This is a genomic window from Steroidobacter flavus (assembly GCF_042651805.1).
Taxonomy (GTDB): domain Bacteria; phylum Pseudomonadota; class Gammaproteobacteria; order Steroidobacterales; family Steroidobacteraceae; genus Steroidobacter; species Steroidobacter flavus.
The window spans coordinates 324,531-349,968 of record NZ_JBHSDU010000014.1; the positions used below are offsets into that span (position 1 = coordinate 324,531).

22 protein-coding genes are annotated in these 25,438 nt (G+C 63.2%); 5 read left to right on the forward strand and 17 right to left on the reverse strand.

Going from position 1 to position 25,438, the window contains the following annotated elements:
- Positions 1 to 9: 9 nt before the first annotated feature.
- The 11 genes from lpxD to rpsB form a co-directional block, all read right to left on the reverse strand.
- Entirely contained in the window at positions 10 to 1,062 is a 1,053-nt protein-coding gene (lpxD, locus tag ACFPN2_RS24210) for a UDP-3-O-(3-hydroxymyristoyl)glucosamine N-acyltransferase (protein WP_380601390.1), read from the reverse strand.
- Between the two features lie 53 nt (positions 1,063 to 1,115).
- Entirely contained in the window at positions 1,116 to 1,706 is a 591-nt protein-coding gene (locus tag ACFPN2_RS24215; protein ID WP_380601392.1) for an OmpH/Skp family outer membrane protein, read from the reverse strand.
- A 61-nt stretch (positions 1,707 to 1,767) separates the two neighbouring features.
- Entirely contained in the window at positions 1,768 to 4,242 is a 2,475-nt protein-coding gene (gene bamA, locus ACFPN2_RS24220) for an outer membrane protein assembly factor BamA (RefSeq protein ID WP_380601394.1), read from the reverse strand.
- 75 nt (positions 4,243 to 4,317) lie between these two features.
- The gene (gene rseP / locus ACFPN2_RS24225) at positions 4,318 to 5,718 is read right to left on the reverse strand and encodes an RIP metalloprotease RseP (protein WP_380601396.1); all 1,401 of its coding nucleotides are present in this window, start codon (positions 5,716 to 5,718) and stop codon (positions 4,318 to 4,320) included.
- Positions 5,715 to 6,923 carry a 1-deoxy-D-xylulose-5-phosphate reductoisomerase gene (gene ispC, locus ACFPN2_RS24230; RefSeq protein ID WP_380601398.1) on the reverse strand — a complete coding sequence of 403 codons (1,209 nt, stop codon included), beginning with the start codon at positions 6,921 to 6,923 and terminating at the stop codon, positions 5,715 to 5,717. The genes rseP and ispC overlap by 4 nt, the downstream gene beginning before the upstream one ends.
- On the reverse strand, positions 6,920 to 7,714 hold the full coding sequence (locus tag ACFPN2_RS24235; protein ID WP_380601400.1) for a phosphatidate cytidylyltransferase: 795 nt from the start codon (positions 7,712 to 7,714) through the stop codon (positions 6,920 to 6,922). Before ACFPN2_RS24235 ends, ispC begins: the two co-directional genes overlap by 4 nt.
- The gene (gene uppS, locus ACFPN2_RS24240) at positions 7,714 to 8,451 is read right to left on the reverse strand and encodes a polyprenyl diphosphate synthase (protein ID WP_380602827.1); all 738 of its coding nucleotides are present in this window, start codon (positions 8,449 to 8,451) and stop codon (positions 7,714 to 7,716) included. The genes ACFPN2_RS24235 and uppS overlap by 1 nt, the downstream gene beginning before the upstream one ends.
- Before the next feature lie 18 nt (positions 8,452 to 8,469).
- Positions 8,470 to 9,027 carry a ribosome recycling factor gene (frr, locus tag ACFPN2_RS24245; protein WP_380601401.1) on the reverse strand — a complete coding sequence of 186 codons (558 nt, stop codon included), beginning with the start codon at positions 9,025 to 9,027 and terminating at the stop codon, positions 8,470 to 8,472.
- A gap of 24 nt (positions 9,028 to 9,051) precedes the next feature.
- The gene (gene pyrH, locus ACFPN2_RS24250) at positions 9,052 to 9,783 is read right to left on the reverse strand and encodes a UMP kinase (RefSeq protein WP_380601403.1); all 732 of its coding nucleotides are present in this window, start codon (positions 9,781 to 9,783) and stop codon (positions 9,052 to 9,054) included.
- Between the two features lie 91 nt (positions 9,784 to 9,874).
- On the reverse strand, positions 9,875 to 10,774 hold the full coding sequence (gene tsf / locus ACFPN2_RS24255) for a translation elongation factor Ts (protein WP_380601405.1): 900 nt from the start codon (positions 10,772 to 10,774) through the stop codon (positions 9,875 to 9,877).
- 7 nt (positions 10,775 to 10,781) lie between these two features.
- Positions 10,782 to 11,777 (reverse strand): 30S ribosomal protein S2, encoded by a 996-nt coding sequence (gene rpsB, locus ACFPN2_RS24260; RefSeq protein ID WP_380601407.1) that lies wholly within the window; start codon positions 11,775 to 11,777, stop codon positions 10,782 to 10,784.
- A 281-nt stretch (positions 11,778 to 12,058) separates the two neighbouring features.
- Here rpsB and map point away from each other — a divergent pair, with 281 nt between their 5' ends.
- The 4 genes from map (at position 12,059) to dapD (ending at position 17,681) form a co-directional block, all read left to right on the forward strand.
- Positions 12,059 to 12,826 (forward strand): type I methionyl aminopeptidase, encoded by a 768-nt coding sequence (gene map, locus ACFPN2_RS24265; RefSeq protein WP_380601409.1) that lies wholly within the window; start codon positions 12,059 to 12,061, stop codon positions 12,824 to 12,826.
- A gap of 25 nt (positions 12,827 to 12,851) precedes the next feature.
- Positions 12,852 to 15,554: a [protein-PII] uridylyltransferase gene (gene glnD, locus ACFPN2_RS24270; protein ID WP_380601411.1), complete on the forward strand. Its 2,703-nt coding sequence runs from the start codon at positions 12,852 to 12,854 to the stop codon at positions 15,552 to 15,554.
- Complete coding sequence (gene dapC, locus ACFPN2_RS24275) at positions 15,551 to 16,789, forward strand: succinyldiaminopimelate transaminase (RefSeq protein WP_380601413.1); 1,239 nt, start codon at positions 15,551 to 15,553, stop codon at positions 16,787 to 16,789. Before glnD ends, dapC begins: the two co-directional genes overlap by 4 nt.
- A 73-nt stretch (positions 16,790 to 16,862) precedes the next feature.
- Positions 16,863 to 17,681, forward strand: coding sequence for a 2,3,4,5-tetrahydropyridine-2,6-dicarboxylate N-succinyltransferase (gene dapD / locus ACFPN2_RS24280; protein ID WP_380601415.1), 819 nt, complete (start codon positions 16,863 to 16,865; stop codon positions 17,679 to 17,681).
- 3 nt (positions 17,682 to 17,684) lie between these two features.
- On the opposite strand, the gene ACFPN2_RS24285 is transcribed toward dapD, so the two are convergent.
- From ACFPN2_RS24285 to ACFPN2_RS24310, 6 genes are all read right to left on the reverse strand, one after another.
- Positions 17,685 to 19,235, reverse strand: a complete 1,551-nt coding sequence (locus ACFPN2_RS24285) for a M20/M25/M40 family metallo-hydrolase (RefSeq protein ID WP_380601417.1) — start codon at positions 19,233 to 19,235, stop codon at positions 17,685 to 17,687.
- Between the two features lie 77 nt (positions 19,236 to 19,312).
- Positions 19,313 to 20,047, reverse strand: a complete 735-nt coding sequence (phoU, locus tag ACFPN2_RS24290; protein ID WP_380601419.1) for a phosphate signaling complex protein PhoU — start codon at positions 20,045 to 20,047, stop codon at positions 19,313 to 19,315.
- Between the two features lie 3 nt (positions 20,048 to 20,050).
- Entirely contained in the window at positions 20,051 to 20,956 is a 906-nt protein-coding gene (gene pstB / locus ACFPN2_RS24295; RefSeq protein ID WP_380601421.1) for a phosphate ABC transporter ATP-binding protein PstB, read from the reverse strand.
- A 3-nt stretch (positions 20,957 to 20,959) separates the two neighbouring features.
- Positions 20,960 to 21,907, reverse strand: coding sequence for a phosphate ABC transporter permease PstA (gene pstA / locus ACFPN2_RS24300; RefSeq protein ID WP_380601423.1), 948 nt, complete (start codon positions 21,905 to 21,907; stop codon positions 20,960 to 20,962).
- A complete protein-coding gene (gene pstC / locus ACFPN2_RS24305; RefSeq protein WP_380601425.1) occupies positions 21,907 to 22,854 on the reverse strand; it encodes a phosphate ABC transporter permease subunit PstC in 948 nt (315 codons plus the stop codon). Before pstC ends, pstA begins: the two co-directional genes overlap by 1 nt.
- A 141-nt stretch (positions 22,855 to 22,995) precedes the next feature.
- On the reverse strand, positions 22,996 to 24,000 hold the full coding sequence (locus tag ACFPN2_RS24310; protein WP_380601427.1) for a PstS family phosphate ABC transporter substrate-binding protein: 1,005 nt from the start codon (positions 23,998 to 24,000) through the stop codon (positions 22,996 to 22,998).
- Between the two features lie 266 nt (positions 24,001 to 24,266).
- On the opposite strand from ACFPN2_RS24310, the gene dapE reads away from it, so the two are divergent.
- Positions 24,267 to 25,412: a succinyl-diaminopimelate desuccinylase gene (dapE, locus tag ACFPN2_RS24315; protein WP_380601429.1), complete on the forward strand. Its 1,146-nt coding sequence runs from the start codon at positions 24,267 to 24,269 to the stop codon at positions 25,410 to 25,412.
- Positions 25,413 to 25,438 lie beyond the last annotated feature (26 nt).

Consider the following 25,438-nt stretch of genomic DNA (forward strand, 5'->3'; position numbering starts at 1 on the left):
CCCAATCGTCTAATCGGTTTCATCGGCGTCGCCGGCCGGGTCGGCGGCGCCCCGCTCCCGACGGACTTCCCGGACGAACTCGTCCAGGTGATGGAAACGGGCGGCATTCTTGCGGAAACGGGTCGTTTCGTCGACCGGTATCCCGCTCGAGTAGTAGCCCGGTTTCCGGATACTGCTGTTCACGAAGGATTTGCCGGTCAGCACCACGTCGTCGCAGATCGTCAGGTGTCCGGCGATGCCGACCATGCCGCCGATCATGCACCGTTTGCCGATGACGGCGCTGCCGGAAATACCGGCACAGCCGGCGATGGCGGTGTGATCGCCGATGCGCACGTTGTGGCCGATCTGAATCTGATTATCCATCTTCACGCCGTTGCCGATCACGGTGTCCTCGATGGCGCCGCGGTCGATGGTGGTACTGGCGCCGATCTCGACGTCGTTACCGATGCGCACCGTGCCCACCTGCGGCACCTTCAACCACTCGCCTTGATCCGGCGCGAGACCGAAGCCATCGGCGCCAATCACTACGCTCGGCTGAAGCAGACAACGATCGCCGATGATCACCCCGGCGCACAAAGTCACATTCGCAGTGAGTCGCGTATCGGCGCCGATCGTCACATCGTCCATGACGACGCAGCCCGGTCCGATCACCGAGCGTGCACCGACCTTCACTCTCGCGCCGATGACAGCGTGCGGACCGATCGACGCGCTCGCATCGATCTGCGCGGAAGCATCGATCACCGCACTGGCATGACGTCCCGGCGGCGCGGCCGGCGGCGGATATAACAACGTCGCGATGCGCGCATACGTCGCATACGGATTCTTCGCGAGCAGCGCGTTCACCGGACAGGCGTCGGCCAGCTTGGGCTCGAGCACGACCACGCCCGCCTGCGTCTGCTGCAAATAGCGGCGATAGCGCGGGTTGGCTAGGAACGCCACGGACGAGGCGTCCGCGCTCTCCAGCGCAGCGACCCGCGACACGCGCAGGTCTGGATCACCTTTGAGGATGCAGCCAAAGCGGACGGCGAGCTCGCCCAGGCTGAGGCCGGGCTGCGCGGACATCGCCGTCGCCCGGCTCAGCGGCGCAACCCAGGATGGATTGGCGCGCTCATGACTTACTGCTTGGCCGGCGGAGTCGCGGGCTTCGCGGGCGGGGTCGCCGGCTTCACGCCGGCACCGGTCTTGGCGCGAGCCTGCAACGCGGTCAGCACCTGCGGAGTGATGTCGAGCGATTCGTTGACGAACAGCACGCCGTCGCCCACCACCAGGTCGTAACCGGACGCGCGGGCGTAGGTCTGCACTTCCTGCAGCAACGCCTTCTGCAACTTGCCCAGCTCCTCGTTACGGCGCACGTTCAGGTCTTCGACGTATTCGTTCTGCTTGCGAGCCAGATCGCGCTGACCTTCGCGCAGCTCCTTCTCGGAGTTGCGACGCTCGTTCTCGGCCATCACGGCACCGTCACGCGACAGCTTCTCTTCCTTGGCCTTCAGATCTTTCTGCTGAGCGGCCATTTCGCGCTGACGCGGCGAGAATTCGTCCTGCAGGGCCTGCATGGCGCCTTTCGCCTGCGGGGCCTCTTCCAGCAGCCGCGGCACGTTGACCACGGCGATCTTCAGCTGCGTCTGGGCACCGGCGACCGGCGCGAACAACGCGACCGACAGCGCCAGCGGGGCCAGCAGAAAAGCAGGAATGCTCAAACGTGCCATATCCAACCTCGGAAAAATTGTCCCAATTATCGTAATAGGATCTAGGAATCGAACCGCGCTGTCAGAACGCCTGGCCGATCGAGAACTGGAAACCTTCCGTCTCGTCGCCATAGCGGTCATTCGTGTCGCCGCTGACCTTCTTGAGCGGCACCGCGTAGCTGAAGCGGAACACACCCAGCGGGGCCAGCCACTGCACGGCCAGACCGGCGGAAGCGCGGAGCTCACTATAACTGAACCCGTAATCCACTTCAGTCGTCTGGTCCGGACCGAAGAACTTGACCTTCTGGTTCGAGAATATGTTACCGATGTCGTAGAACAGGCTGAAGCGGGCGCTGTTACGCCACTTTTCCGGCATCGGCAGCAGCAGTTCGGTCTGGGCGATGGTCTTGATATTACCGCCGTAGGGGCGGCCGAAGTTGTCTTTCGGACCCAGCCGGCTCTCGCGGAAGCCGCGCACCGAATCCGGGCCGCCGCCGAAGTACTGCCGGTACGGCGGCAACGCGGTGGTATCGCCCAGCGCTTCGCCATAGGCCAGCTCGACGTTGAACATCAGCGTCAGGCTGCGCCAGATCGGCACGAATTGCAGGTAATCGTAGGACGCGGTCCAGAACTCGACGTCGCTGCCCGGCACCGTGTAACCGATGTTGAAACGATGACGCGCGCCGCGGTCGGCGAAGATGGCGCGGTTACGCGAGTCATAACGCCAGCCGAGGTTCAGCTCCAGCGTGTCGAAGTCGCTGCTGTAGAGGTAGTAGTCGCCCAGGCTGACGCCCGGAGCGCAGACGCCGTCACCGTAGACATCTACGCAGCGAGTGCGTGAATTGCCGTTCGACCGCACCCAGTCGGTCGCCTGCTCGGCGCTGCCGCCCTGGCTGGTCACCAGCTCGGCACGCTGCGCCGACAGACCCACGCCGAGGTACTGATATTCGGTGATCGGCCAGTCGTAGTTGATGCCGAGCGTGATCGTCGTGGTATCGAAGTCCGAGGTCGCCGACGTGAACTGAGTAACGTCGCGATAGCCCGCCGAAATCGTTCGCTGCACTTCGTCGATGGTCGTGTAGCGGTCGGTGTGCGAGAAGCTGAACGCCTTCGCATACCGGCCCGAGTTGATCTCCATGGCGATACGGTTGCCCGTGCCCATGAAGTTGGAGTGCACGAAGTTGCCGTTCAGGATGATGGACTGCGACTCGGAGTAGCCGATACCGCCGCCGAACTGACCGGGCAGGCCCTCCTCGATCTGGAAATCGACGTCCACCAGGTCGGCCGCGCCCGGCACCTGATTGGTTTCCACCTCGACCTTCTGAATGAACGGCAGACGCTGAATACGCTGCTTGGAGCGCTCCACCGCCGCGTTCGACAGATACGCGCCTTCGAACTGACGCATTTCGCGACGGAACACTTCGTCGTTCACGCCCGAGGTGCCGTTGAAATTCACACGACGCACGTACACGCGATTCTTCGGATCGACCACGAACGTCAGCGAGATTTCTTTGGTCTCGTTGTTAGGCGTCGGCACCGGATCGACGGTCGCGAACGCGTAGCCGTCGATGCCGAGGCGCAGCTTCATCGCCTCTTGAGTCGCGGTGATCTGCCGCAGCGAATAGGTGTCGCCGGGCTTCAGGAAAATCAGGCGGCGCAGCTCGGACTCCGGCACCACCATGTTGCCGGCCATCTTGATCTCGGAGATCTTGAAGACCTCGCCTTCGTCGACGTTGACCGTGACGAAAATATCGTCCTTCTCGGGCGCGATCGCGACCTGCGTGGAGGTCACATGGAAATTCGCGTAGCCGCGGTCCATGTAGTACGAGCGCAGCTTTTCCAGATCGCCCGACAACGACTCGCGCGAGTAACGATCGTCCTGCTTGTACCAGGACAGCCAGTTCGGCGTGTTCAGCTCGAACTCCTCGCGCAGATCTTCGTCGGTGAACGCGTTGTTGCCGGCGATGTTGATCTGGCGGATGCGGGCGCGCTTGCCCTCGTTCACGTCGATGGTCAGCTTGACCTTGTTTCCCGGCACTTCCTCGACCTTGGCGTCGACGCGCACCGCGTACTTGCCGCGAGAGAAATATTGATCGGTGAGGTACTGCTTGACCTCGTCCAGCACCGATTGATCGAAGGTCTTGCCGGTCGCCAGTCCCACGTTACGCAACGACTTCTGCAGGTCCTCGGTCTTGATGTCCTTGTTGCCCTTGATCTCGAAGCTTTCGATCGAGGGACGTTCCAGCACCGCGATCACCAGCGTGCCGCCGTCGCGGCGGATCTCGACATCCTTGAAGAAGCCGGTGTTGTACATCGCGCGCAGCGCTTCCTGAACGCGGCGCTCGTCGATCTGGTCGCCGATGTTCACCGGCAGATAGTTATAAACCGTGCCTTCGGAAATACGCTGCAGGCCTTCGATACGAATATCGCCGACCGTGAAGCTCGCTTGGGACGCGGCGCTCTGCGCCTGCGCCACGGCCTCACTCTGCCAAATGCCTGGCAAAGCGCCTGCCGCTGCGACCGCAAGCGTCGCGTGGATGATGGACTTCAACCGCATCAGCCCTATGCCCCTATATTCTTGGAATGCGCTGCCGCCGCGCCCTGGTCTTGCATCATATGCATCAGGGAAGGCTCAGTTCAGGTGTCGCACGATGTCGTTGTAGAAGGCCAGCGTCATCATCAGGATCAACATCGCGATACCGATACTCTGCCCGAGCTGCTGTGCACGTTCTGAGACCGGCCGGCCCTTCACCAGTTCCGCGAGCTGATACACGATCTGGCCGCCGTCCAGGATCGGAATCGGCAGCAGGTTCAGCACGCCCAGGCTGATGCTGATCAGCGCCAGGGTGCTCAGGAAAAAGCGCCAGCCCTGCCGGATCGCGAACCCGGTGGTCTCGGCGATGCTGATCGGACCGGAAATCGCCTTCAGCGACACATTGCCGGTGACGATGCGGCCCACGATGCGCAACGTGAACACCGAGGTGTCCCAGGTCTTCGCAGCGGCGTGGCCGATGGAGCCGATCACCCCGTACTTCTGCAGCGCCACCATGTCCTCGACGGTGCGACCGGTCTTGATGGGCTTGTTCTCCGGCCCGATGCCGATCAGCCCGATGCGCTTACCGCCCGCGTCGCTCTCGCCGATAGTGAGCGGCACCGTAATGACTTGACCATCCCGGCGGATCTGCAGCGTGACCGCGCGGCCCGGATTGGGCTTCACCTGTGCGACCAGCTGACTGAAGTCTTCGATGGGATGGTCGTCGATCTGCAGGATCTCGTCGCCCTTCTTGATGCCGGCGCGCGAGGCGGCGGTGTTATCCATCACGGTCGCGACCACTGCCGGCACGCGAGGCTGCCAGATATCGAAGCCCAGGCCCGGCAACAGCGCGTCGGGCTGCGTGAGTTCGCGGCTGCGATTGCCGGTCACCAGCTCCAGATCCCGCTCGCTGCCATCCACACCGCGCACTCGCATGTGAATCGTGCCGTCGTCGGTGAGGTCCTGAATGATGCCGAGTGTGGCATCTTCCCACGTGTCGGTGGGCTTACCGGCGACCTGGACGATGTGATCTTCGTAGCGCAGGCCGGCGTTCGCGGCGATTGAATTCGGCGTGATTTCACCGACGATGGAGCGCGGCGCCGGCACGCCCGCGGTGAACAGCACCCAATACAGAAACACCGCGAAAATCAGGTTGAACACCGGGCCGGCGAGCAGCACGGCAATGCGCTTCCACACCGGCTGGCGAGTGAAGGCACGCGGCAGCTCGTGGGCCGGCACGTCGCCTTCGCGCTCATCGAGCAACTTCACATAGCCGCCGAGCGGAATGGCCGCGATCACGTATTCGACCTGGTCCGCGTCCTTACCGGTCCGCTGCCACAGCGGCTTGCCGAAACCGATCGAGAAGCGCAGCACCTTGATGCCGAGCCGGCGCGCCACCCAGTAGTGGCCGAACTCGTGCACCGAGACCAGGATGCCGATGGCAATGACGAACCCGATGGCCGAGATCAGCCATTCCAGGGGATTGGTCGGTGTAATCATGCACACACTCCCGCGGCCGCCGTCAGCGCCGCTTGCGCCTCACGGCGTGCCCAGTCATCCGCGCTCAACACGTCATCGAGCGAACTTGCCGGCAGCGTCGGGTGACGCGCCAGCACGCGCTCGATCACTTCCGGAATCTCCAGGAATGACAACCGGCGCTGTAAGAAAGCTTCGACAGCAACTTCGTTCGCTGCGTTCAATACCGCCGGAGCGGTACCGCCCGCCTCCGCCGCCGAGCGCGCCAGCCGCAGGCACGGAAAGCGGGTCGCGTCGGGCGCTTCGAAATCGAGCCGCGCGGCCCGCAAAATATCCAGCGATTCTACACCGGAGGCGATGCGCTCCGGCCAGCCGAGCGCGTGGGCGATCGGGGTGCGCATGTCGGGATTCCCCAACTGCGCCAGCATCGAGCCGTCGATGTATTCGACCAGCGAGTGCACGATGCTCTGGGGATGCACGACCACTTCGACCTGCGCCGGCGGCAAGGCAAACAGCAGACAGGCCTCGATCAGTTCCAGTCCCTTGTTCATCAGCGTGGCCGAATCCACGGAAATCTTGCGCCCCATCACCCAGCGCGGATGCTTGCACGCTTGTTCCGGCGTCACCGCCACCAATGCGCTCGCCGGGGTGCGCAGAAACGGACCGCCTGAGGCGGTCAGCAACACTCGCCTCACATCGGAACGCGTCACTCCGGCCTGAGTCGCACCGGGTCCGCTCATGCACTGGAACACCGCGTTGTGCTCGCTATCCACGGGCAGCAACGTCGCCCCTCCGTCGCGGACCGCCTGCATGAACAAAGGCCCGGACATCACCAGCGCTTCCTTGTTCGCAAGCATGATCCGCTTGCCGGCGCGGGCGGCGGCCAGACTGGAACGCAGGCCGGCGGCCCCGACGATCGCCGCCATCACGGCGTCGACCTGCTCATGAGCGGCAACTTCGCTCAGCGCGGCTTCACCGACCAATACGCGAGTCGTGCAGCCCGAGGCCTGTAATTCCGAGGTGAATTTCGCCGCCGCGGCGGCATCGACCACCACCGCAAATTGCGGACGATGGGCAAGGCACTGCTCACGCAGCCGCGCGATATTGCTGTGGGCGGTGAGCGCGAACACTTCGAAACGATCGGGATGACGGGCCAGCACGTCGAGCGTGCTCAGGCCGATGCTGCCGGTCGAGCCCAGCACCGCGACCTTCATGCGGGCGGCGCTCATCGCAGCAGCCCCAGCCGTTCCAGACCGATCAGGAACACCGGCGCGGCGGCAGTCACGCTGTCGACGCGATCGAGCACGCCGCCATGGCCGGGGAGCAGATTGCCGCTGTCTTTCAGGCCCGCGTGACGTTTGAACATGCTCTCGGTCAGGTCGCCGACCACCGAGGCGATCGCGACCACGATGCACAACGCCATGAAAGGCACCGTGTCCATGTTGAACCACCAGACACCGAACGCGGCCATCAATGCCGCCGCCACCAGGCCGCCGCCCACACCTTCCCAGGTCTTCCCCGGGCTGACCCGCGGCGCCAGCTTGTGCTTGCCGAGGGCGCGCCCGGCGAAATATGCGCCTATATCGGCGGCCACCACCAGCAGCAGAAGGAACAACATCAACTGCGGTCCTTGCGCATGCAAGCGGACCAACGCCAGCCAGACCGGCACCAGTGCGAACAGGCCGGCGACCGCGGCGGTGGCGCGATTCACGCTGGCCGGCGCGAACCCGATCCACAGCAAAGCCAGCACCCACCAGGCGAGCGAGGCATGTAACAACAGACTGGAGGGGGCGCTATCGACGCCGACATACCAGGCCAGCCCCAGGCATGCCGCAATGAAGGCGACATAGGCCAGCCGGGTCGAAGTATGGGTGAAGCCGGGAAAGGCCGACCATTCCCAGGCCCCCGCCGCCACCAGCAGCGCCAGCACGGCGACCGTGATCGGATGGGGAACCCAGAGAATGACGAAGATGACACAAGGAGCCAGGATCAGCGCCGTGATCACCCGCTGCCGAAGCATCAGCGCGCCCCCGCCTGGCTCGGCGTCAGGCCGAAACGGCGCTGCCGGCGCGAGAAATGCTCGATCGCCGCGTCCAGCTCCTTAGCGCCGAAATCCGGCCAGAGCGTGTCGCAGAAGTACAGCTCGGTGTAGGCCAGATTCCACAGCAGAAAGTTGCTGATGCGCTGTTCTCCCCCGGTACGGATGAGCAGATCGGGATCCGGCAGCCCGGCCAGGGCCAGGTGCGCGTCGAGCGCGGCCTCGTCGATGGCCTCGCTCCCTATCTCTCCGGCAGCACAGCGACGGGCAAGTTCCCGGGCGGCGTGGGCGATGTCCCACCGGCCGCCGTAGGCGACCGCGATGACCAGCGCCATGCCCTTGTTGCCGGCGGTCAGGCGCATGGCCGCTTCCATCCGTTCACGCAGCGCCGTGGACAGCTGCGACAGATTGCCGATGAAGCGCACACGCAGCCCGTTCTTGTGCAGGCCTTCGATCTCCTGATCGAGCGCCTCCAGGAACTTGTTCATCAGCACCGACACTTCTTCGCGCGGCCGCTGCCAGTTCTCGCTCGAGAACGCGAACAGCGTGAGCGCTTCGATGCCGCGCTGAGCACAAGCTTCGACGATCTGTTTGACCGTACGCACGCCCATGCCATGACCGGCGGTTCGGGGCAACGCGCGGGCCGCGGCCCAGCGACCGTTGCCGTCCATGATCACCGCGATGTGCCGCGGAGCGCCGCCGGAGCTAGGATTCTTCACGTGCGAGTTCAATGCAGCTCAGATCTGCATCAGCTCTTTTTCTTTTTCCTGCAGCACCTGCTCGATCTCAGCGACATATTTGTCGGTGAGCTTCTGCACTTCTTCGCCGGCGCGACGCTCGTCGTCCTGTGACAGCAGCTTTTCCTTGAGCATGTCCTTGATCTCGGTGTTCACATCGCGACGCACGTTACGAACCGCGACGCGCGCGTTCTCCGCTTCGTGACGCACGACTTTAGTGAGATCGCGACGACGCTCTTCGGTGAGCGGCGGCATCGGCACGCGAATCACGGTGCCGGCGGTGTTCGGGTTCAAGCCCAGATCGGACTTCATGATGGCCTTCTCGATCACCTGCACCATGGTCTTTTCCCACGGCGTCACAGTGATGGTGCGCGCATCTTCCAGCGCGATATTCGCCACCTGATTCAGCGGCACTTCGTTGCCGTAGTACTCGACACGAATGTGCTCGAGCAGGCTCGGATGGGCGCGACCGGTACGCAGCCGCTTCAGTTCGTTGCGAAACGCAACGACGCATTTCTGCATCCGCTCGACGGCGTCTTTTTTTACGTCTTCCAGCATGTCGTTCTCCAGTTGAGCGTTGGCTCAGCCGTTGGTTACGAGCGTCCCCACGTCCTCGCCGCGCACGATACGCAGCAGCTCGCCGGGAGTGTTCAAGTCGAATACGCGCAGCGGCAGGTTATTGTCGCGGCACATGACGATGGCAGTGGCGTCCATCACGTTCAAACGATCCGTCAGCACCTTGTCGAAGGTGAGACGCGCATAACGCGTGGCCTTCGGATTCTTCATCGGGTCGTCGTTATAAATACCGTTGACCTTGGTGGCCTTGAGCAGCAGGTCCGCTTCGATCTCGATGGCGCGCAACGAGGCCGCCGTATCGGTCGTGAAGAACGGATTGCCGGTGCCGGCAGCGAGAATGGTCACCCGCCCCTTTTCCAGATGGCGGACCGCACGACGGCGGATGTATTCCTCGCAGACTTCGTTGATGCGGATCGCCGACATCACGCGGGCGTGCATGCCGAGCGCCTCGACCGCATCCTGCATGGCGAGCGAGTTCATCACTGTCGCCAGCATGCCCATGTGGTCGCCGGTGACCCGGTCCATACCTGAGCGCGCCAGGCCCGCGCCCCGGAAAATGTTGCCGCCGCCGATCACCACCGCCACCTGCATCCCGAGGCCCATCACCTCGCGGATTTCCATCGCCACGCGCTTGAGGAACTTGGGATCGATGCCGTAGTCCTCCTCGCCCATCAGCGCTTCGCCGGAGAGCTTGAGGAGGATGCGGCGTAGGCCGTTGGGAGCGGGAGTGGCTGCCATGAAAACCCTGGTGTTCAGATAAAACTGTCGGCCATTATAAAGAACCCCGCCGGAGCGGGGTTCAAATCGTAATGTCAGTGTAATCTGTGGATCAGGCCTTCTTGGCGCTCTCCACCTGCTTGCGCACTTCCTCGGCGAAATCTTCCTGCTTTTTCTCGATGCCGGCGCCGACTTCGTAACGCACGATGGACAGCACTTCGCCGCCCGCCTTCTTGAGGTACTGCTCGACCGTCTGCTTGTCGTCCTTGACGAACGGCTGGCCCAGCAGCGTGATCTCGTTCAGCCACTTCCGGACCTTGCCCTCGACGATCTTCTCGAGCAATTCGCGCGGCTTGCCGGCGTTCTTCGGGTCCTGCGCGGCCTGCTCGATGTAGACGCCCTTTTCCTTGGCGACTTCCTCGGCGGGCACTTCGGCGGTGGTGACACGGGCCGGGTTGATCGCGGCGACGTGCATCGCGATGTCCTTGGCGACCGCATCGTCACCGGACTTCATCACCACCAGGGCGCCGATACGCGTACCGTGCAGATAAGCACCGACCACGGCCGGGGCTTCGACCAGCTGGAACCGGCGAATGCTGATGTTCTCGCCGATCTTGGCGATCAACGCACGACGGGTCTCTTCGATCGACTGGCCGCCGGCAATGGCCTTCTCGCCCAGCGCGGCCACATCGGCCGGACGCTGCTCGAGCGCCACCTTGGCGACCGCGCTGGCGAAGTTCTGGAAGTCCTTCTCACGCGCGACGAAGTCCGTCTCGCAGTTCACTTCGACGATCGCGGCCCGCTTGCCGTCGGCCGAGCGCTCCAGAACGATCACGCCTTCGGCGGCGACGCGGGAGGCCTTCTTGTCGGCCTTGGCCAGACCGGCCTTACGCATCGCTTCCGCGGCGGCGTCCAGGTCGCCATTGGCTTCGACCAGCGCCTTCTTGCACTCCATCATGCCTGCGCCAGTTCTCTCGCGCAGGACCTTGACTGCTTCAGCTGTAACGGCCATGGATCAATTACTCCGCAGTGCCAGTGCCGGGCGTACCGGTGGTCGGCTTGCGCTTGGCCAGCGCAGCCTGACGGCGCGCCATGAACTCTTCAGGAGACACGTCGCCTTCGACGTCATCCACCTCGGCGGCCACGACTTCCTCGACCTGGCCTTCCGCCATCTTCTCGGGAGCGCGACGGCGCGTCGGGGCTTTCTTCTTCACCGAAGCGGCCGGACGGCGGTCACGGCGCGGCGCCGGAGCACCACCCGCAGCCTTCGGCTTGGGCTTGCCTTCTTCGTCCAGCTCGACGAACTCGTCTTCGCCCGCCGGCACTTCCGGCTGCGCCGAACGGCCATCGAGCACGGCATCAGCCACGCCTTCGGCGTACAGCTGGATGGCGCGCATGGCGTCGTCGTTACCCGGCACGACGTAATCGACGTCGTCCGGCGTGCAATTGGTGTCGACGATGGCGACCACCGGAATGCCCAGCTTCTTCGCCTCGTGAATGGCAATCTTCTCGTGACCCACGTCGATCACGAACAACACGTCCGGCAGCGACTCCATTTCCTTGATGCCGCCCAGGCTGCGCTCCAGCTTCTCGCGCTCGCGACGCAGGCCCTGGGCCTCGCGCTTGCTGTGCTGTTCGAGCGTGCCGTTGGTGGCCATCTCATCGAGATTGGTGAGGCGCTTGATGGAGCCGCGCACGGTCTTGAAATTGGTGAGCATGCCACCCAACCAACGGTGGCTGACATAAGGCATGCCGGCGCGTTCCGCCGCGGCTTTCACCGCCTCGCGGGCCGAACGCTTGGTGCCGACGAACAGCACGCGGCCGCCGTCCGCCACGACCTGGCGGATGAAGCCCGCCGCGTCGTTGTACATCGGCAGGGTCTTTTCGAGGTTGATGATGTGGATTCGGTTACGCTCGCCGAAGATAAAGGGAGCCATCTTCGGGTTCCAGAAGCGGGTTTGGTGTCCGAAATGAACGCCCGCTTCCAGCATCTGTCGCATGGACACGCTGGTCATCGCAAAACTCCTAAGGGGTTGAGCCTCCATCTGCCCCAGCGGACGACCTGCAATTTATTACAGGCACCCCGTCAACTGTGTCGGTCAGATGTGAGAATTCAGGTTGAAGAGAGAGATTCGTTGCCAAAAAAACGCGCGCTTTATACCATAAACTCCATGATCGTTCACAACTTTTTCAAGCCGGCGGTAAGCTCATGATGCGTGGGCTATTGCAGTCGTTACACCGCAAGGCGGCCGGCGTCGAGGAAAGCGCGGCGTCCCTGACTTCCGTTCCCCAAGCCATGAAGGTGACGATCAAAACTCCCGCCGAGCAGGAACAGATGCGCGTCGCTGGCCGACTGGCTGCCGACGTGCTGGACATGATCGGCCCGTACGTCGTTCCTGGGGTGACCACCGAGGAACTCAATGCCCGCTGCCACGACTTCATCGTGAACGTGCAGAAGGCCATTCCGGCGCCCCTGAACTATCGCGGCTTCCCCAAGTCGATCTGTACCTCGGTCAACCACGTGGTCTGCCACGGCATCCCGAGCCCCGATAAGCGCCTCAAGCAAGGCGACATCATCAATATCGACATCACCGTGATCAAGGACGGCTGGCACGGCGACACCAGTCGCATGTTCCCGGTCGGCAAGATCGCGCCGGCCGCGCAGCGGCTCATCGACATCACCCACGAAGCCATGTGGACCGGCATCCGCCAGATCCGCCCTGGCGCCAAGCTGGGCGATCTTGGTGCAGCCATTCAGCAGTTCGTGGAGCCCCAGCATCTGTCCATCGTGCGCGAGTATTGCGGGCACGGTATCGGCAAGATCTTCCACGAAGATCCGCAGGTGCTGCATTATGGCGAGCGCGGCCGCGGCGTGGAGCTGGCTCCCGGCATGACCTTCACGGTCGAGCCCATGGTGAACGCCGGCAAGCGCCACGTGCGGCTGCTGCCCGACGGCTGGACCGTCATCACCAAGGATCACTCCTTGAGCGCGCAATGGGAACACACGGTCCTGGTGACTGACACCGGTTACGAAGTGCTGACACTCGGCGCCGCCCAGCGCTGAGTATCATCGACTCTTTCTCGCCTTCATGCCTGTCGTCACTCCAGATGACCTGGAAGAGCTTGCCTCGCCCACGCAGGCGAGCGATCCGTCGTGGGACTATCTGACGGCCATGCAGCCGCAGCTGGCCGCGAATCCGCAGGACATCGCCACCTTTCGCACCGCCCTGACCGAGGGCGACAACCGCCTCAAACAGCGCTTTCTCGATGACGAGCCGGTCGAGCGCCTGGTGCGGGACCGTGCGCGCCTGGTCGACGCTTTGTTGAAAACAGCATGGTCCATGCACATCGGCGAACACGTGCGCGACGTTGCATTGATCGCCGTCGGCGGCTACGGCCGCGGCGAGCTGAACCTCTGCTCCGACATCGACATCATGATCCTGCTGCCGAAGAGCGAGTCCGCTCCGTGGCAGGGCTCGCTGGAAAAATTCCTCACCTTCATGTGGGACATCGGCCTGGAAGTGGGCCACAGCGTGCGCACCATCGACGACTGCCAGCGCGAAAGCGCGGCCGACGTCAGTGTCGCGACGACCATGATCGAAGCGCGCCTGCTTCAAGGCCCGGAGCTGTTGTTCGAAGCCATGCGCCGCGCACTCGCGCCCGAGCGCGTGTGGCCGACGCGAGATTTCTTTGAAGCGAAGGTCGCCGAGCAGACGGCGCGTCATCACCGTTATTACGACACCGCGTACAACCTCGAGCCGAATGTGAAGTCGAGCCCGGGCGGTCTGCGCGATATCCAGACCATCGGCTGGGTCGCGAAACGTCACTTCGGCGCCGAGTCGCTCGATGAGCTGGTCGATCACGGCTTCCTCACCCGCAGCGAGCTGCGCAAGCTGAAAACGGCGCAGGCGTTCCTGTGGAAAGTGCGCTTCGCTTTGCACGTGCTGACGGCGCGCCGCGAAGACCGCTTGCTGTTCGATCATCAGATCCGGCTCGCGAAAATGTTCGGCTACGAAGACGCGACCTATACGCTCGCGGTCGAACAGTTCATGCAGCGGTACTACCGCACGGCCATGGACGTGAGCTTGCTGAACGAAATGCTGCTGCAGCTGTTCCGCGAGGCAATCCTCACCGACCCGAATGTGCCGCCGGTGCCCGTGAATGCCCGCTTCCAGATCCGGAACGACTTCCTCGAAGTCACCGGCGACGATGTCTTCGATCGTTATCCGTCCGCGATGCTGGAGCTGTTCGTCATCATCGAACAGAACTCCGAGAAGATTCGCGGCGTGCGCGCTTCGACGATCCGCCAGCTCACGCGGCATCTGTGGCTGATCGACGAAGAGTTCCGTCAGCATCCGCGCAATCATCGTTTGTTCTTCGAGATCCTGAGCGCTCCGGTCGGCGTGACGCACGAGCTGCGTCGCATGAACCTGTATGGCGTGCTCGGCCGCTACATTCCCGCATTCGGTCGCATCGTCGGCCGCATGCAATACGATTTGTTTCATGCGTACACTGTCGACGCGCACACGCTGTTCGTCGTCAGCAATCTGCGTCGCTTCGCGATGCCGAAGTACGATCATGAATTCCCGGCGTTGTCGCGCATCATGCAGTCGCTGCCGAAGCCGGAGCTGGCGTATCTGGCCGCGATCTTCCACGACATCGCCAAGGGTCGCGGCGGCGATCACTCTGAGCTGGGCTCGGTCGATGCCGAAGCCTTCTGTCTCGAGCAAGGCTTGTCGCGTTACGACGCGCGCCTGGTCGCGTGGCTGGTGCGCAATCACCTGGTGCTGTCGGTCACCGCGCAGAAGAAAGATATTTCCGATCCGAAGGTCATCAACGAGTTCGCCAAGCACGTCGGCGACCAGACCCACTTGGATTACTTGTATGTGCTGACTGTCGCGGACGTTCGCGGCACCAATCCGAAACTCTGGAACAACTGGAAACAATCGTTGTTCGCCGAGTTCTACGAGCGCACGCGTCAGGCCTTGCGCCGGGGTCACGAAAGCCCGCTCGACAAGGATGAATTGATTGCTGAAACCCAGGCGCGTGCCAAAGACCTGACGACGCGCGCCGGCGTTGGCGAGATCCTGCGCCAGTCGGTGTGGCAGCGTTTCACCGTCGATTACTTCCTGCGGCACACGCCCGAAGAAATCGCGTGGCACACGAAGATGTTGTCGGATCGGGATACCGACGAGCGCGCATCGCTCGTGTCCGTGCAGCAGCTCTCTGGACGCGGCGGCACCGGCATCTCGACCTACACGCCGCAGACTCAGCACAGCTTCGCCCGCACCACTGCCCTGCTCGATCAGCTCGGCCTGAACATCGTGGACGCGCGCATCACGCCGATCGACGACGGTTTCAGCCTCGACGTGTATCACGTGCTGGAAGACACCGGCGCCGAGATCACCGATCCGGCACGCATTCGTGACATCGAGCAACAGCTGTCGCACGCGCTGTCGAAACCCGACAACGTCGCCGTGACCGTGACCCGACGCGCGCCGAGACAAGTGCGCATGTTCACGACCGCGACCCAGGTGACCTTCAGCGAAGATCCGGTGAACGGCCGGACCATCGTCGAAATCATCGCCGGCGACCGGCCGGGCCTGCTGTCGCAAGTCGCCAAGGTGTTCATGGCCGCGGAGGTGAAGATCTACACCTCGAAGATCATGACCGTCGGCGAGCGCGCCGAAGACGTGTTCTATATCACCGACGAAGCTGGCGGCCCGCTCAGTGCGGAGGCGAAGCAGCAGCTGTCGCAACGAATTACCGAAACTCTAGACCGTCGCGTATGAATCCTGCTTTGACCAAGCTGCAGCCGTATCCTTTCGAACGGCTGCGGACGCTGCTGGCCGGCGCTCAGCCGCCCAACCACCTACCTCACATAGCGATGTATATCGGCGAGCCGAGACATCCGGCCCCGCCGTTCGTGATCGACGCGCTCACTCACAACATGGAAGGTTTGGGGAGTTATCCGCTCACCGCGGGCATTCTGCCGCTGCGTGAGTCGATCGCGAACTGGCTGACACGTCGATTCAAGCTGCCTGCCGGCTCGGTATCGCCCGAAACCATGGTGCTGCCGGTGAACGGTACGCGCGAGGCGCTATTCGCGTTCGTGCAAGCGATGACGGATCCCGGCAAGCAGCCGCTGCTGGTGATGCCGAATCCGTTCTATCAGATCTATGAAGGCGCGGCGTTGCTCGCGGGGGCCGAGCCCTACTTCATGCCGAACGATGCCGCGCACTCGGCCTTGCCCGATCTGGATCGCGTGCCCGCCGACGTCTGGAAGCGTTGCCAGATTCTGTTCCTGTGCTCGCCCAGCAATCCGACCGGCGCCGTCGCCAGCATCGAATATCTTCAGCACGCGCTGAAGCTCGCGGAGCAGTACGACTTCATCGTCGCCTCCGACGAGTGCTACAGCGAAATTTACTTCGATGAAACCAAGCCGCCGGCCGGGCTGCTGCAAGCTGCCGCTGCTGCTGGTAATACCTCATACGAACGTTGCGTCGTATTTCACAGCTTGTCGAAGCGCTCCAGCGTGCCCGGCCTGCGCTCGGGCTTCGTCGCCGGCGACGCCAGGCTGATCAAGCCGTTTCTGCTCTATCGCACGTATCACGGCTCGGCCATGCCGCCGCCGGCCCAGATTGCCAGCATCGCGGCGTGGAACGACGAGACGCACGTGCTCGAGAATCGCAACCTGTACCGGCAGAAGTTCGGCGCGGTTGTGCCCATTCTCCGCGAGGTGATGCCGGTCGACATGCCCGAGGCCGCGTTCTATTTGTGGCCCGAGGTCGACAACGACGAGCGCTTCACGCGCGAGCTGTTCGAACAGCAGCACATCACGCTGTTGCCGGGCAGCTACATTGCCCGACCGATGGCTGATGGCTCCAATCCCGGCCGCGGCCGCGTGCGTATTTCACTGGTCGCCAAGGTGCCCGAGTGCATCGAGGCCGCGTCGCGCATTCGCGAGTTCGTCAAGAACCGGAGGCCCTCAATCGCCGTACGGCTCGGAACGGAGCGGGCCTCTTAAACTCCGGTAGTGGACTCTAACCCACCACTTACTTTAGTCAGTGATGGGACTTCAATTCGGCTACAATTCCGCCATGATCGAGTTAGCCAACATCATCAACGACGCCTTCGAGCGCCGTTCCGAATTCAATCCCAAGAACGCCCCCACCGACGTCCGGGGCGCAGTCGAGCAAGCACTGAGCCTGCTCGATGCCGGCAAGGTCCGGGTCGCCGAGAAGCGCGACGGCAAATGGACCGTGAATCAGTGGCTGAAAAAGGCGGTGCTGCTGTCGTTCCGGCTTTATGACAATCGACCGATGGAAGCCGGCTTCACACAGTTCTTCGACAAGGTGCCGCTGAAGTATTCCGATTACGACGAAGCGCGCTTCCGCGCCGAAGGCGTGCGCGTCGTGCCGCATGCCATCGTGCGTCGTGGCGCGTTCGTGGCGCCGAATTCCATTCTGATGCCCTCCTACGTGAACGTCGGCGCCTACGTCGGCGAAGGCACGATGGTGGACACCTGGGCGACGGTCGGCTCGTGCGCGCAGATCGGCAAGAATGTGCACCTGTCCGGCGGCGCCGGCATCGGCGGCGTGCTCGAGCCGCTGCAGGCCAATCCGACCATCATCGAAGACAACTGCTTCATCGGCGCCCGCTCCGAAATCGTCGAAGGCGTGATCGTCGAAGAAGGCGCGGTGATCTCGATGGGCGTGTTCATCGGCGCCAGCACCAAGATTTACGATCGCGAGCGCGACGAAGTGACCTACGGTCGCGTGCCTGCGGGCGCGGTCGTCGTGGCCGGCTCGCTGCCTTCCGCGAGCGGCAAGTGCAGCCTGTACTGCGCCGTGATCGTGAAGCGCGTCGATGCGCAGACGCGCTCCAAGGTCAGTCTGAACGAGCTGCTGCGCGACTGACGATCAGCGTTGGTACTTCGTCACCAGCAGGCTGTAAACAGTTTCTGTGCCGGTGACGAAGTTGCCCATCCGCATGTTCTCGTCGAACGTATGCTGATTGTTATCGGCGTTCACGGTCGGCACCAGCAGGAACGGTAGTCCGAGCGCATCCACCAGCACGTCGGTGGGCACCGTTCCTCCCATCATTCTGATCCGCACTGGATCTGTTTTCGGTGTCTGCGCCGTCGATGACTTCAATGCGGTCATCGCCCATCGCCCGACCGGCGCATCCATCGGCACGCGTGCCGCGGCTTCGACACTGCCCAGCTCGAACTTCGCAAGCTTGTCGTAGCTGGCGCGCTCTTCCGTCGTCGGCGCGGCGTCGACGAGATGATAGCCCTGCTTCTCGATGTGACGTTTCAGTAGCTCGAACAGACGACGCCCATCGGTCTCGGGCGTGGTGCGAATATCGATCTCGGCGATGGCTTCGCTCGGCACGATGTTCGCGGCCTTGGCACCGACCGACGCAGAAGCCATGCCCCGCACGTTGAGCGAGGGATATTGAAGCGCTTCCTGATACGTCGCGCCGACGCGCTCCGCTCGCGCGATGCCGGCTCGCTTGAGCAACGCGGCCTCATCATCTCCGGTCGCTTTGAGAATCCGACGATCGGCGTCGGTCAGATTGATGCCGTCGTAGTACCCCTCGACCAGCACGCGGCCGTCGTCATCTTTCATCGACGCCAGCAAGGTGGCGAGTCGCAGGGCCGGGTTCGGTACATAGTTACCAAAGTGGCCGCTGTGTAGCGGCGCCGTTGGACCGAATACGGTCAGCGTCGCCTGCGTAATGCCGCGATTGCCGAACACGAGCGTCGGCTTGCCCGAGCCGTGCACAGGACCGTCGAGCACGATCAATGCGTCCGCGTTGAACAGCTCGCGATTCGCCTTGACCGTCTCGCCCAGACTCGGCGAGCCCATCTCCTCCTCCGAGTCGAGCAGGACTTTGACGTTGATGACCGGCGTCTTGCGCTGAGCCTGCAGAACATCGATCGCGGTCAGCAGCATGACAATGGGCGCTTTGTCATCCGATGCCGAGCGCGCGAAGACACGCAACTCTGGATCGAGCGGCTTCGCGGTCAACCTTTCGCGCGGCACTTCTTGCCAGGCGCCCTGCGCGTTCCGTTGTTTTACGACCGGAGTGAATGGATCTTGTTGCGCCCACTGCTCTTTGACGATCGGCTGTCCGTCGAAGTGCGCATAGAACAGGATCGTCGGCACAGAGGCTTTCGCGCTGCTGAGCTCGGCGAGGAGCATGGGCCGGCCGGCGGGATTGTCGAGCCGATGCGTTTTGAAGCTGCGCTTCTGGAAGCTCTTCTCGAGAAACGCCACGTTGCGCTCGATATCGCTCGGCTCAGCGGCCACATTCGGCAGGCTCAGCAGATCCAGATACTCGGTGAAGTTCTTCTGCGCGGCCGTGGTGATCGCCGCCGCCTGCGAGCCCGCGAACACGGCGCCCGCCGGCAGCAACAGCAAGCCAATGATCGCGGCAATGGCGGATGATCCAAGCATGCGGCTCATAGCGGCTCCTCTGGCGACGGAGCCCGCATCATACGACGCCGAGTGGCCGCCGGCCCGACGGGCCCAGGCGCGCGGAATTACTGCTCGGGCGTCCCCGCCTCGGTCGCCTTCTTCTGGTGCCGCACATCCTCGCCGCTGGCGACGAATACGACTTGCTCCGCAATGTTCTTGGCGTGGTCGCCGATGCGCTCCAGGCCTTTGAGCGCGAACACAGTGTCGATGGTGGCACCGAGGTAGCGGGCATCTTGCATGGCCAGCGTCAGGATCTGGCGAAGTGCGGCGGCGAACTCGTCGTCGAGCTCCGAATCGCGGGCCTGCACGGCCCGCGCCATATCGGCATTCGATTCATCCAGCGAGCGAACCGCATCGCGAAGCATGCCGGTGGTCAGCTCCGCCATGTGCCGCAGAAAACGGGCGACCGCGAGGACCGGTCCTTGAGGCTCGCCGGTAGCAACGCGGGCGGCGAATTTCGCGATCTTCTTGGCTTCGTCGCCGGCACGTTCCAGCTCGACGATGATGCGTGAAGCAGCCTTGACCATGCGCAGATCGCCGGCCACAGGTTGATGGAGCGCGATCAGGCGGAACGCCTCGCGATCGATGGAACGCTCCAGCTCGTTGACTTTCGCCTCCCGGGACAACACCAGCTGGGCGACGGTGGCGTCGCCGTCGAGCAGTGCGCGCACCGCGGACGACACCTGGTCGATCACCAGCCCACCCATGCCCACAATCTGCAGGCGCAGATCGGAGAGCACGGCATCGAATGCCTTGGCGGTGTGGCCTTCCACCGGATCGGACCCGCCCATATTCATCATCGATCAGCCGTAGCGACCCGTGATGTAGTCTTCCGTCGCCTTCTTGCTCGGGTTCGTGAAAATCTTGGCGGCTTCGTCGAACTCGATGAGCTCACCGAGATACATGAAGGCGGTGTAGTCGGACACGCGCGCGGCCTGTTGCATGTTGTGAGTCACGATCAGCACCGTGACCTGGTCGCGCAGTGTCGAGATCAGCTCTTCGATCTTCGCGGTGGCGATCGGATCGAGCGCCGAGGTCGGCTCGTCGAACAACAGAATTTCCGGCGTGGTCGCCAGCGCGCGGGCGATACACAGACGCTGCATTTGACCGCCGGACAATGCCAGCGCCGAGTCCTGCAAGCGATCCTTCACTTCGTCCCACAACGCCGCGCCGCGCAGCGCCTTCTCCACTTCCTCGGCGAGCGTCGCGCGATTGCGCACGCCACGCAGGCGCAAGCCATAGGCGACGTTTTCAAAAATGGTCTTCGGGAACGGGTTCGGCTTCTGGAACACCATGCCGATGCGCATGCGCACTTCGATCGGATCGATGCCCGGGCCGATCAGGTTGATGTTGTCCGGATGCAGCGTGATGCTGCCTTCGTAACGCGTGTCCGGCTGCAGGTCGTGCATGCGGTTGAAGCAACGCAGGAACGTGCTCTTGCCGCAGCCCGACGGACCGATCAACGCCGTGACCTGCTTGTCCGCGATCGGGATCGACAGGTTCTTCAGCGCGCGGTTCTGGCCGTAGTAGAAATTCACATTCTCGACTTGCGCCTTGACGCTGGTGATCGCACGCGTCTGACGAGTGTCATCCACCGCGATGGAAACTCGAGGCGCCGCGGCTCCTGCCTGCGGTTGGCCCGGGCGTGCAGATTCTTCGTTACGCAAAATGCTCTCCGGGGTGCCCCGTGTGCTCGTAGTCTCGATCATAGGTCACCAGTTGATCTTTTTACGGAAGCGATAGCGAATCCAGATCGCCACCGCGTTCATGAGCAAGGTCATGCCGAGCAGAATGGCGCCGGCCGCCGCCGCGTTCGCCTGGAATGCCTGGTCGGGGCGCGACACCCAGTTGAACATCTGGATAGGCATCGCCGTGAACGGATCGTTCAACCACTTGAATGAGATAAACGGAAAATCGCTCGTGATCGGCGACGACGGCAGGAACGCGATGAAGCTCAGCGCGCCGATGGTGATGATGGGCGCCGTCTCGCCGATGGCACGCGACAGGCCGAGGATCATGCCGGTGAGAATGCCGCCCGTGGAGTACGGCAGCACGTGGTCCTTGGTCACTTCCCAGCGCGTGGCACCCAGGCCATACGCCGCTTCACGAATCGACTTCGGCACAGCGCGGATCGACTCACGCGTGGCGACGATGACGATGGGCAGGATCAGCAGCGCGAGCGTCAAGCCGGCGGCGGCGATGCTCTGCCCCAGGCCGAACTGATACACGAACAAGCCCAGCGCCAGCAGGCCGTAGACGATGGACGGCACACCGGCCAGATTGGTCACGTTGATCTCGATGACCGCCGTGAACCAGTTCTTCGGCGCGTACTCTTCGAGATAAATCGCCGCGGCCACACCGACCGGCACCGCGCAGAACGCGGTCACCAGCATGATCAGCGACGTGCCGACCCAGGCGCCGAGAATGCCGGCGCGCTCGGCGCGGCGTGACGGGAAGTTGGTGAAGAAGTCCCAACCGAAACGCTCCGACCCGTCCAGCACCAGGTTCATGAACAGGATGGCCAGGATGCCCAGACAGGCGAACATCAGCACCAGGCCGACGATCACGAACACCTGGTCGAGCAGCTTCCGGCGCGTCAGGCCGGTGCGGATCGAGTCCGGGTTCAGATAGTCCGGAACGGCATTGGGAAGAGTGGCCATCAGTACGCCTCGCGGAACTTACGAGTCAGCGAGAAGCCGATCACGTTGAAGATCAGCGTGATCAGCATCAGCACCAAGCCGGCAGCGAAAATACTTTGATATCCGATACTGCCGTGAGGCAGATCGCCCAAGCTGACTTGCACGATGTACGCGGTGATGGTCGCCGCCTGCTCGCGCGGATCGAAGGTGAAGTTCGGCTGCATGCCGGCGGCGATCGCGACCACCATCGTCTCGCCCACGGCGCGCGAGATACCGAGAATGAATGCGGCCGCGAGACCGGAGAACGCGCCCGGCACGACGACGCGCAGCGCCGTCTGCAAGCGTGTCGCGCCCATCGCGTACGAGCCTTCGCGCATATAACGCGGCACCGAGCGCATGGCGTCCTCGCTGACCGACGCGACATAAGGAACGATCATCAAGCCGATCACCAGGCCGGCGCTCAGCATGTTGAAGCCGGGCAGCTCGGGGAAAATCATCTGTAACAACGGCGTGACCGCCGTCAGCGCGAAGTAGCCGTACACCACGGTCGGCACCGCGCCCAGCAATTCGAGAATGGGTTTGACGGTTTCGCGCAGCCGGTGCGACGCGAACTCACTCAGATAAATCGCAATGATGGTGCCCACCGGCACCGCCACGATCAGCGCCACCATGGTGGTCGTCAGCGTGCCCGCGACCAGCGGCAGGATGCCGTAATGCGCGTCCGCGAACAGCGGCGTCCACATCGTGTCGGTGAGGAAATCTTTCAGAGAGACGTGTTCGAAGAACGCCGACGATTCTGTCAACAGGATGACGACGATGGCGATGGTCGTGAACACCGCGACCAGGCCGGCGGCGAGCAGGAACGTTTCGATGATCCGGTCCCGGATCTTCCGGTAGCGCAGACCACTGCGCAAAACCAGATCGTTCGGCCGATTGTTGACGTGCGAAGTCGCCGCTGTGGAAGCCATAATTACCCGCTACTTCGCGACCCTGCCGCGAAAGGGCGTCCATTGTAGTGTCATGGACGCCACGATCCCAGATGTTGTGTCAGTCGGGGCGGGACTCCGGGGGAGTCCCGTCCGCTGAGCCCTGGATTAATTAAGATGGAATTAGAGCTTGCCTTCGCGGGCCAGCAGCGCGTCGATGGTCACGCCGACTTCCGGCACGCCGCCGAACACCGTGCCCAGCTTCTTGTCGTTGAAGTGCTTCAACGCCAGCTGGTAGGCATTGGCCGGCAGCGGCACATAGCCTACTTCCTGAGCCAGCTTGGCGCCATCGGTCAGGTAGAACTTGATGAATTCCTGCACTTCGGCGCGGGCAGCAGCCGTGTCACGCACGTAGATGAAGAGCGGACGCGACAGCGGGTTGTAGCTGCCATCGTTCACGGCTTCGACGCTCGGCGACACTTCCTTGCCCTTCGGGTTCACGATCGGCACCGCGCGCATCTTGTCCTTGTGCGCGATGTAGTACGCGTAACCGAAGTAGCCGATGGCGTTCTTGTTGTTCTCTACGCCCTGCACGAGCACGTTGTCGTCTTCGCTCGCGGTGTAGTCGCCGCGGCTGGCCTTCGCCTTGCCGTTCACGGCTTCGGTGAAGTAGTCGAACGTGCCGGAATCGGCGCCAGGGCCGAACAGCATCAGCGGCTGGGCCGGCCACTCGGAACGCACCTGGTTCCACTTGCTCACGCGACCCTGCGCGCCCGGCTCCCACATCTTCTTCAGGTCAGCCGTGGTCAACGACTTGACCCAGTTGTTCTGCGGGTTGACCACGACGGTCAGGGCGTCGAACGCCACCGGCAGTTCCATGTACTTGATGCCCGCGGCCGCGCAGATTTCCATCTCTTCCTTCAGGATGGGGCGCGAGGCGTTGGAGATGTCGGTCTCGCCACGGCAGAAGCGCTTGAAGCCGCCACCGGTGCCGGCGATGCCGACGGTGACGCGGACCTTGCCCTTCTTGCTGATCTGGAATTCTTCGGCGACCGCCTCGGCGATCGGGAACACGGTGCTGGAGCCGTCGATCTTGATGACGCTCTGCGCGTGTGCGAACTGCGGCGCGGCCACGGCCGCGAAGCTCGTCAGGAGCACCGACGCGCCCAACTTGTGCCACAACTTCATTGACTTGAACCTCGTTATAGGAGTGAGGATTACGGGGACATGCTTAGCTAGCTGGCCGGAAGTCTGACGGCGTTCGATGACAGTCGTATTACAGGCCCCTACCTTCGTAGGAAGCGCCGTCATGAAGGCGTAACACAGGCTGGAGCGTCGCTGTAATTCGCTGATGGCGTAATAACTTAGCGACACCACTTGCGAGCCGGGGCAACCCTGGATATAAGTCCGCGCCCACCCCATCCGTCGAATCCCCTGCCGAGGAGTTCACGCCCTTGCCGACCCACGCCGACGACCCTTCTGTACTCCTGACCCAGGACCTGATCCGTCGTCCCTCGGTCAGCCCCGAGGATCAGGGTTGCCTGCAGCTGATCGGGCAGCGGTTGGAAGCCATCGGCTTCCGCGTCGAGCGCATGCCGTTCGGGCCGGTCGAGAACATCTGGGCACTGCACGGCACCGAGCGCCCGGTGCTCTGCTTCGCCGGGCACACTGACGTCGTTCCGACGGGTCCCCGCGAGGAGTGGCACACCGACCCGTTCGAGCCGGTCGTCCGCGACGGCATCCTCTATGGCCGCGGCGCCGCGGACATGAAGAGCGGGCTCGCCGCCATGGTGGTCGCGACCGAGCGCTTCATCGCCAAGCACCCCAACCACAAGGGCACCCTCGCCTACCTGCTGACCAGCGACGAGGAAGGTCCCTCGGTCGACGGCACCCGCCGGGTCATGGAAGTGCTCGAAGCGCGTAATGAAAAGATCGACTACTGCGTGGTCGGCGAGCCGAGCAGCACCGAGAAGCTCGGCGACATGATCAAGATCGGCCGGCGCGGCTCGCTGTCCGGCAAGCTGACGGTGCACGGCGTCCAGGGCCACGTCGCCTATCCGCACCTGGCGGACAACCCGGTGCACGCCGTCGCCCCTGCCCTGGCCGAGCTCGCCGCCCGTGTCTGGGACAAGGGCAACGAGTTCTTTCAGCCGACGACTTTCCAGATCTCGAACATCAGCGCCGGCACCGGCGCGCCGAACGTGATCCCGGGCGAGTTCCGGGGCCGTTTCAACATCCGCTTCTCCACCGAGCAGACGGTCGAGAAGCTGCAGTCGACCATCACCGAGATCCTGAACCGTCACAAGGTGAACTACACGCTGGAATGGTTCGTGTCCGGCCTGCCCTTCTTCACTGCGCCGGGCGCGCTGTCGAAGGCGGTGGTGCAGGCGATTCAGGAAAAAGCGAATCGCACGCCGGAGCTGTCGACCACCGGCGGCACTTCAGACGGCCGCTTCATCGCGCCGACCGGCGCGCAGGTCGTCGAGCTCGGCGTGATCAACGCCACCATTCATAAGGTGAACGAGAACGTGCGCGTGGATGACATCGTCACGCTCACGTCGATGTATGAGCGCGTGATGGAGCTGATGCTGGCGCAATAGCCCGCTGACCGGCCTTCGGCCGGTCA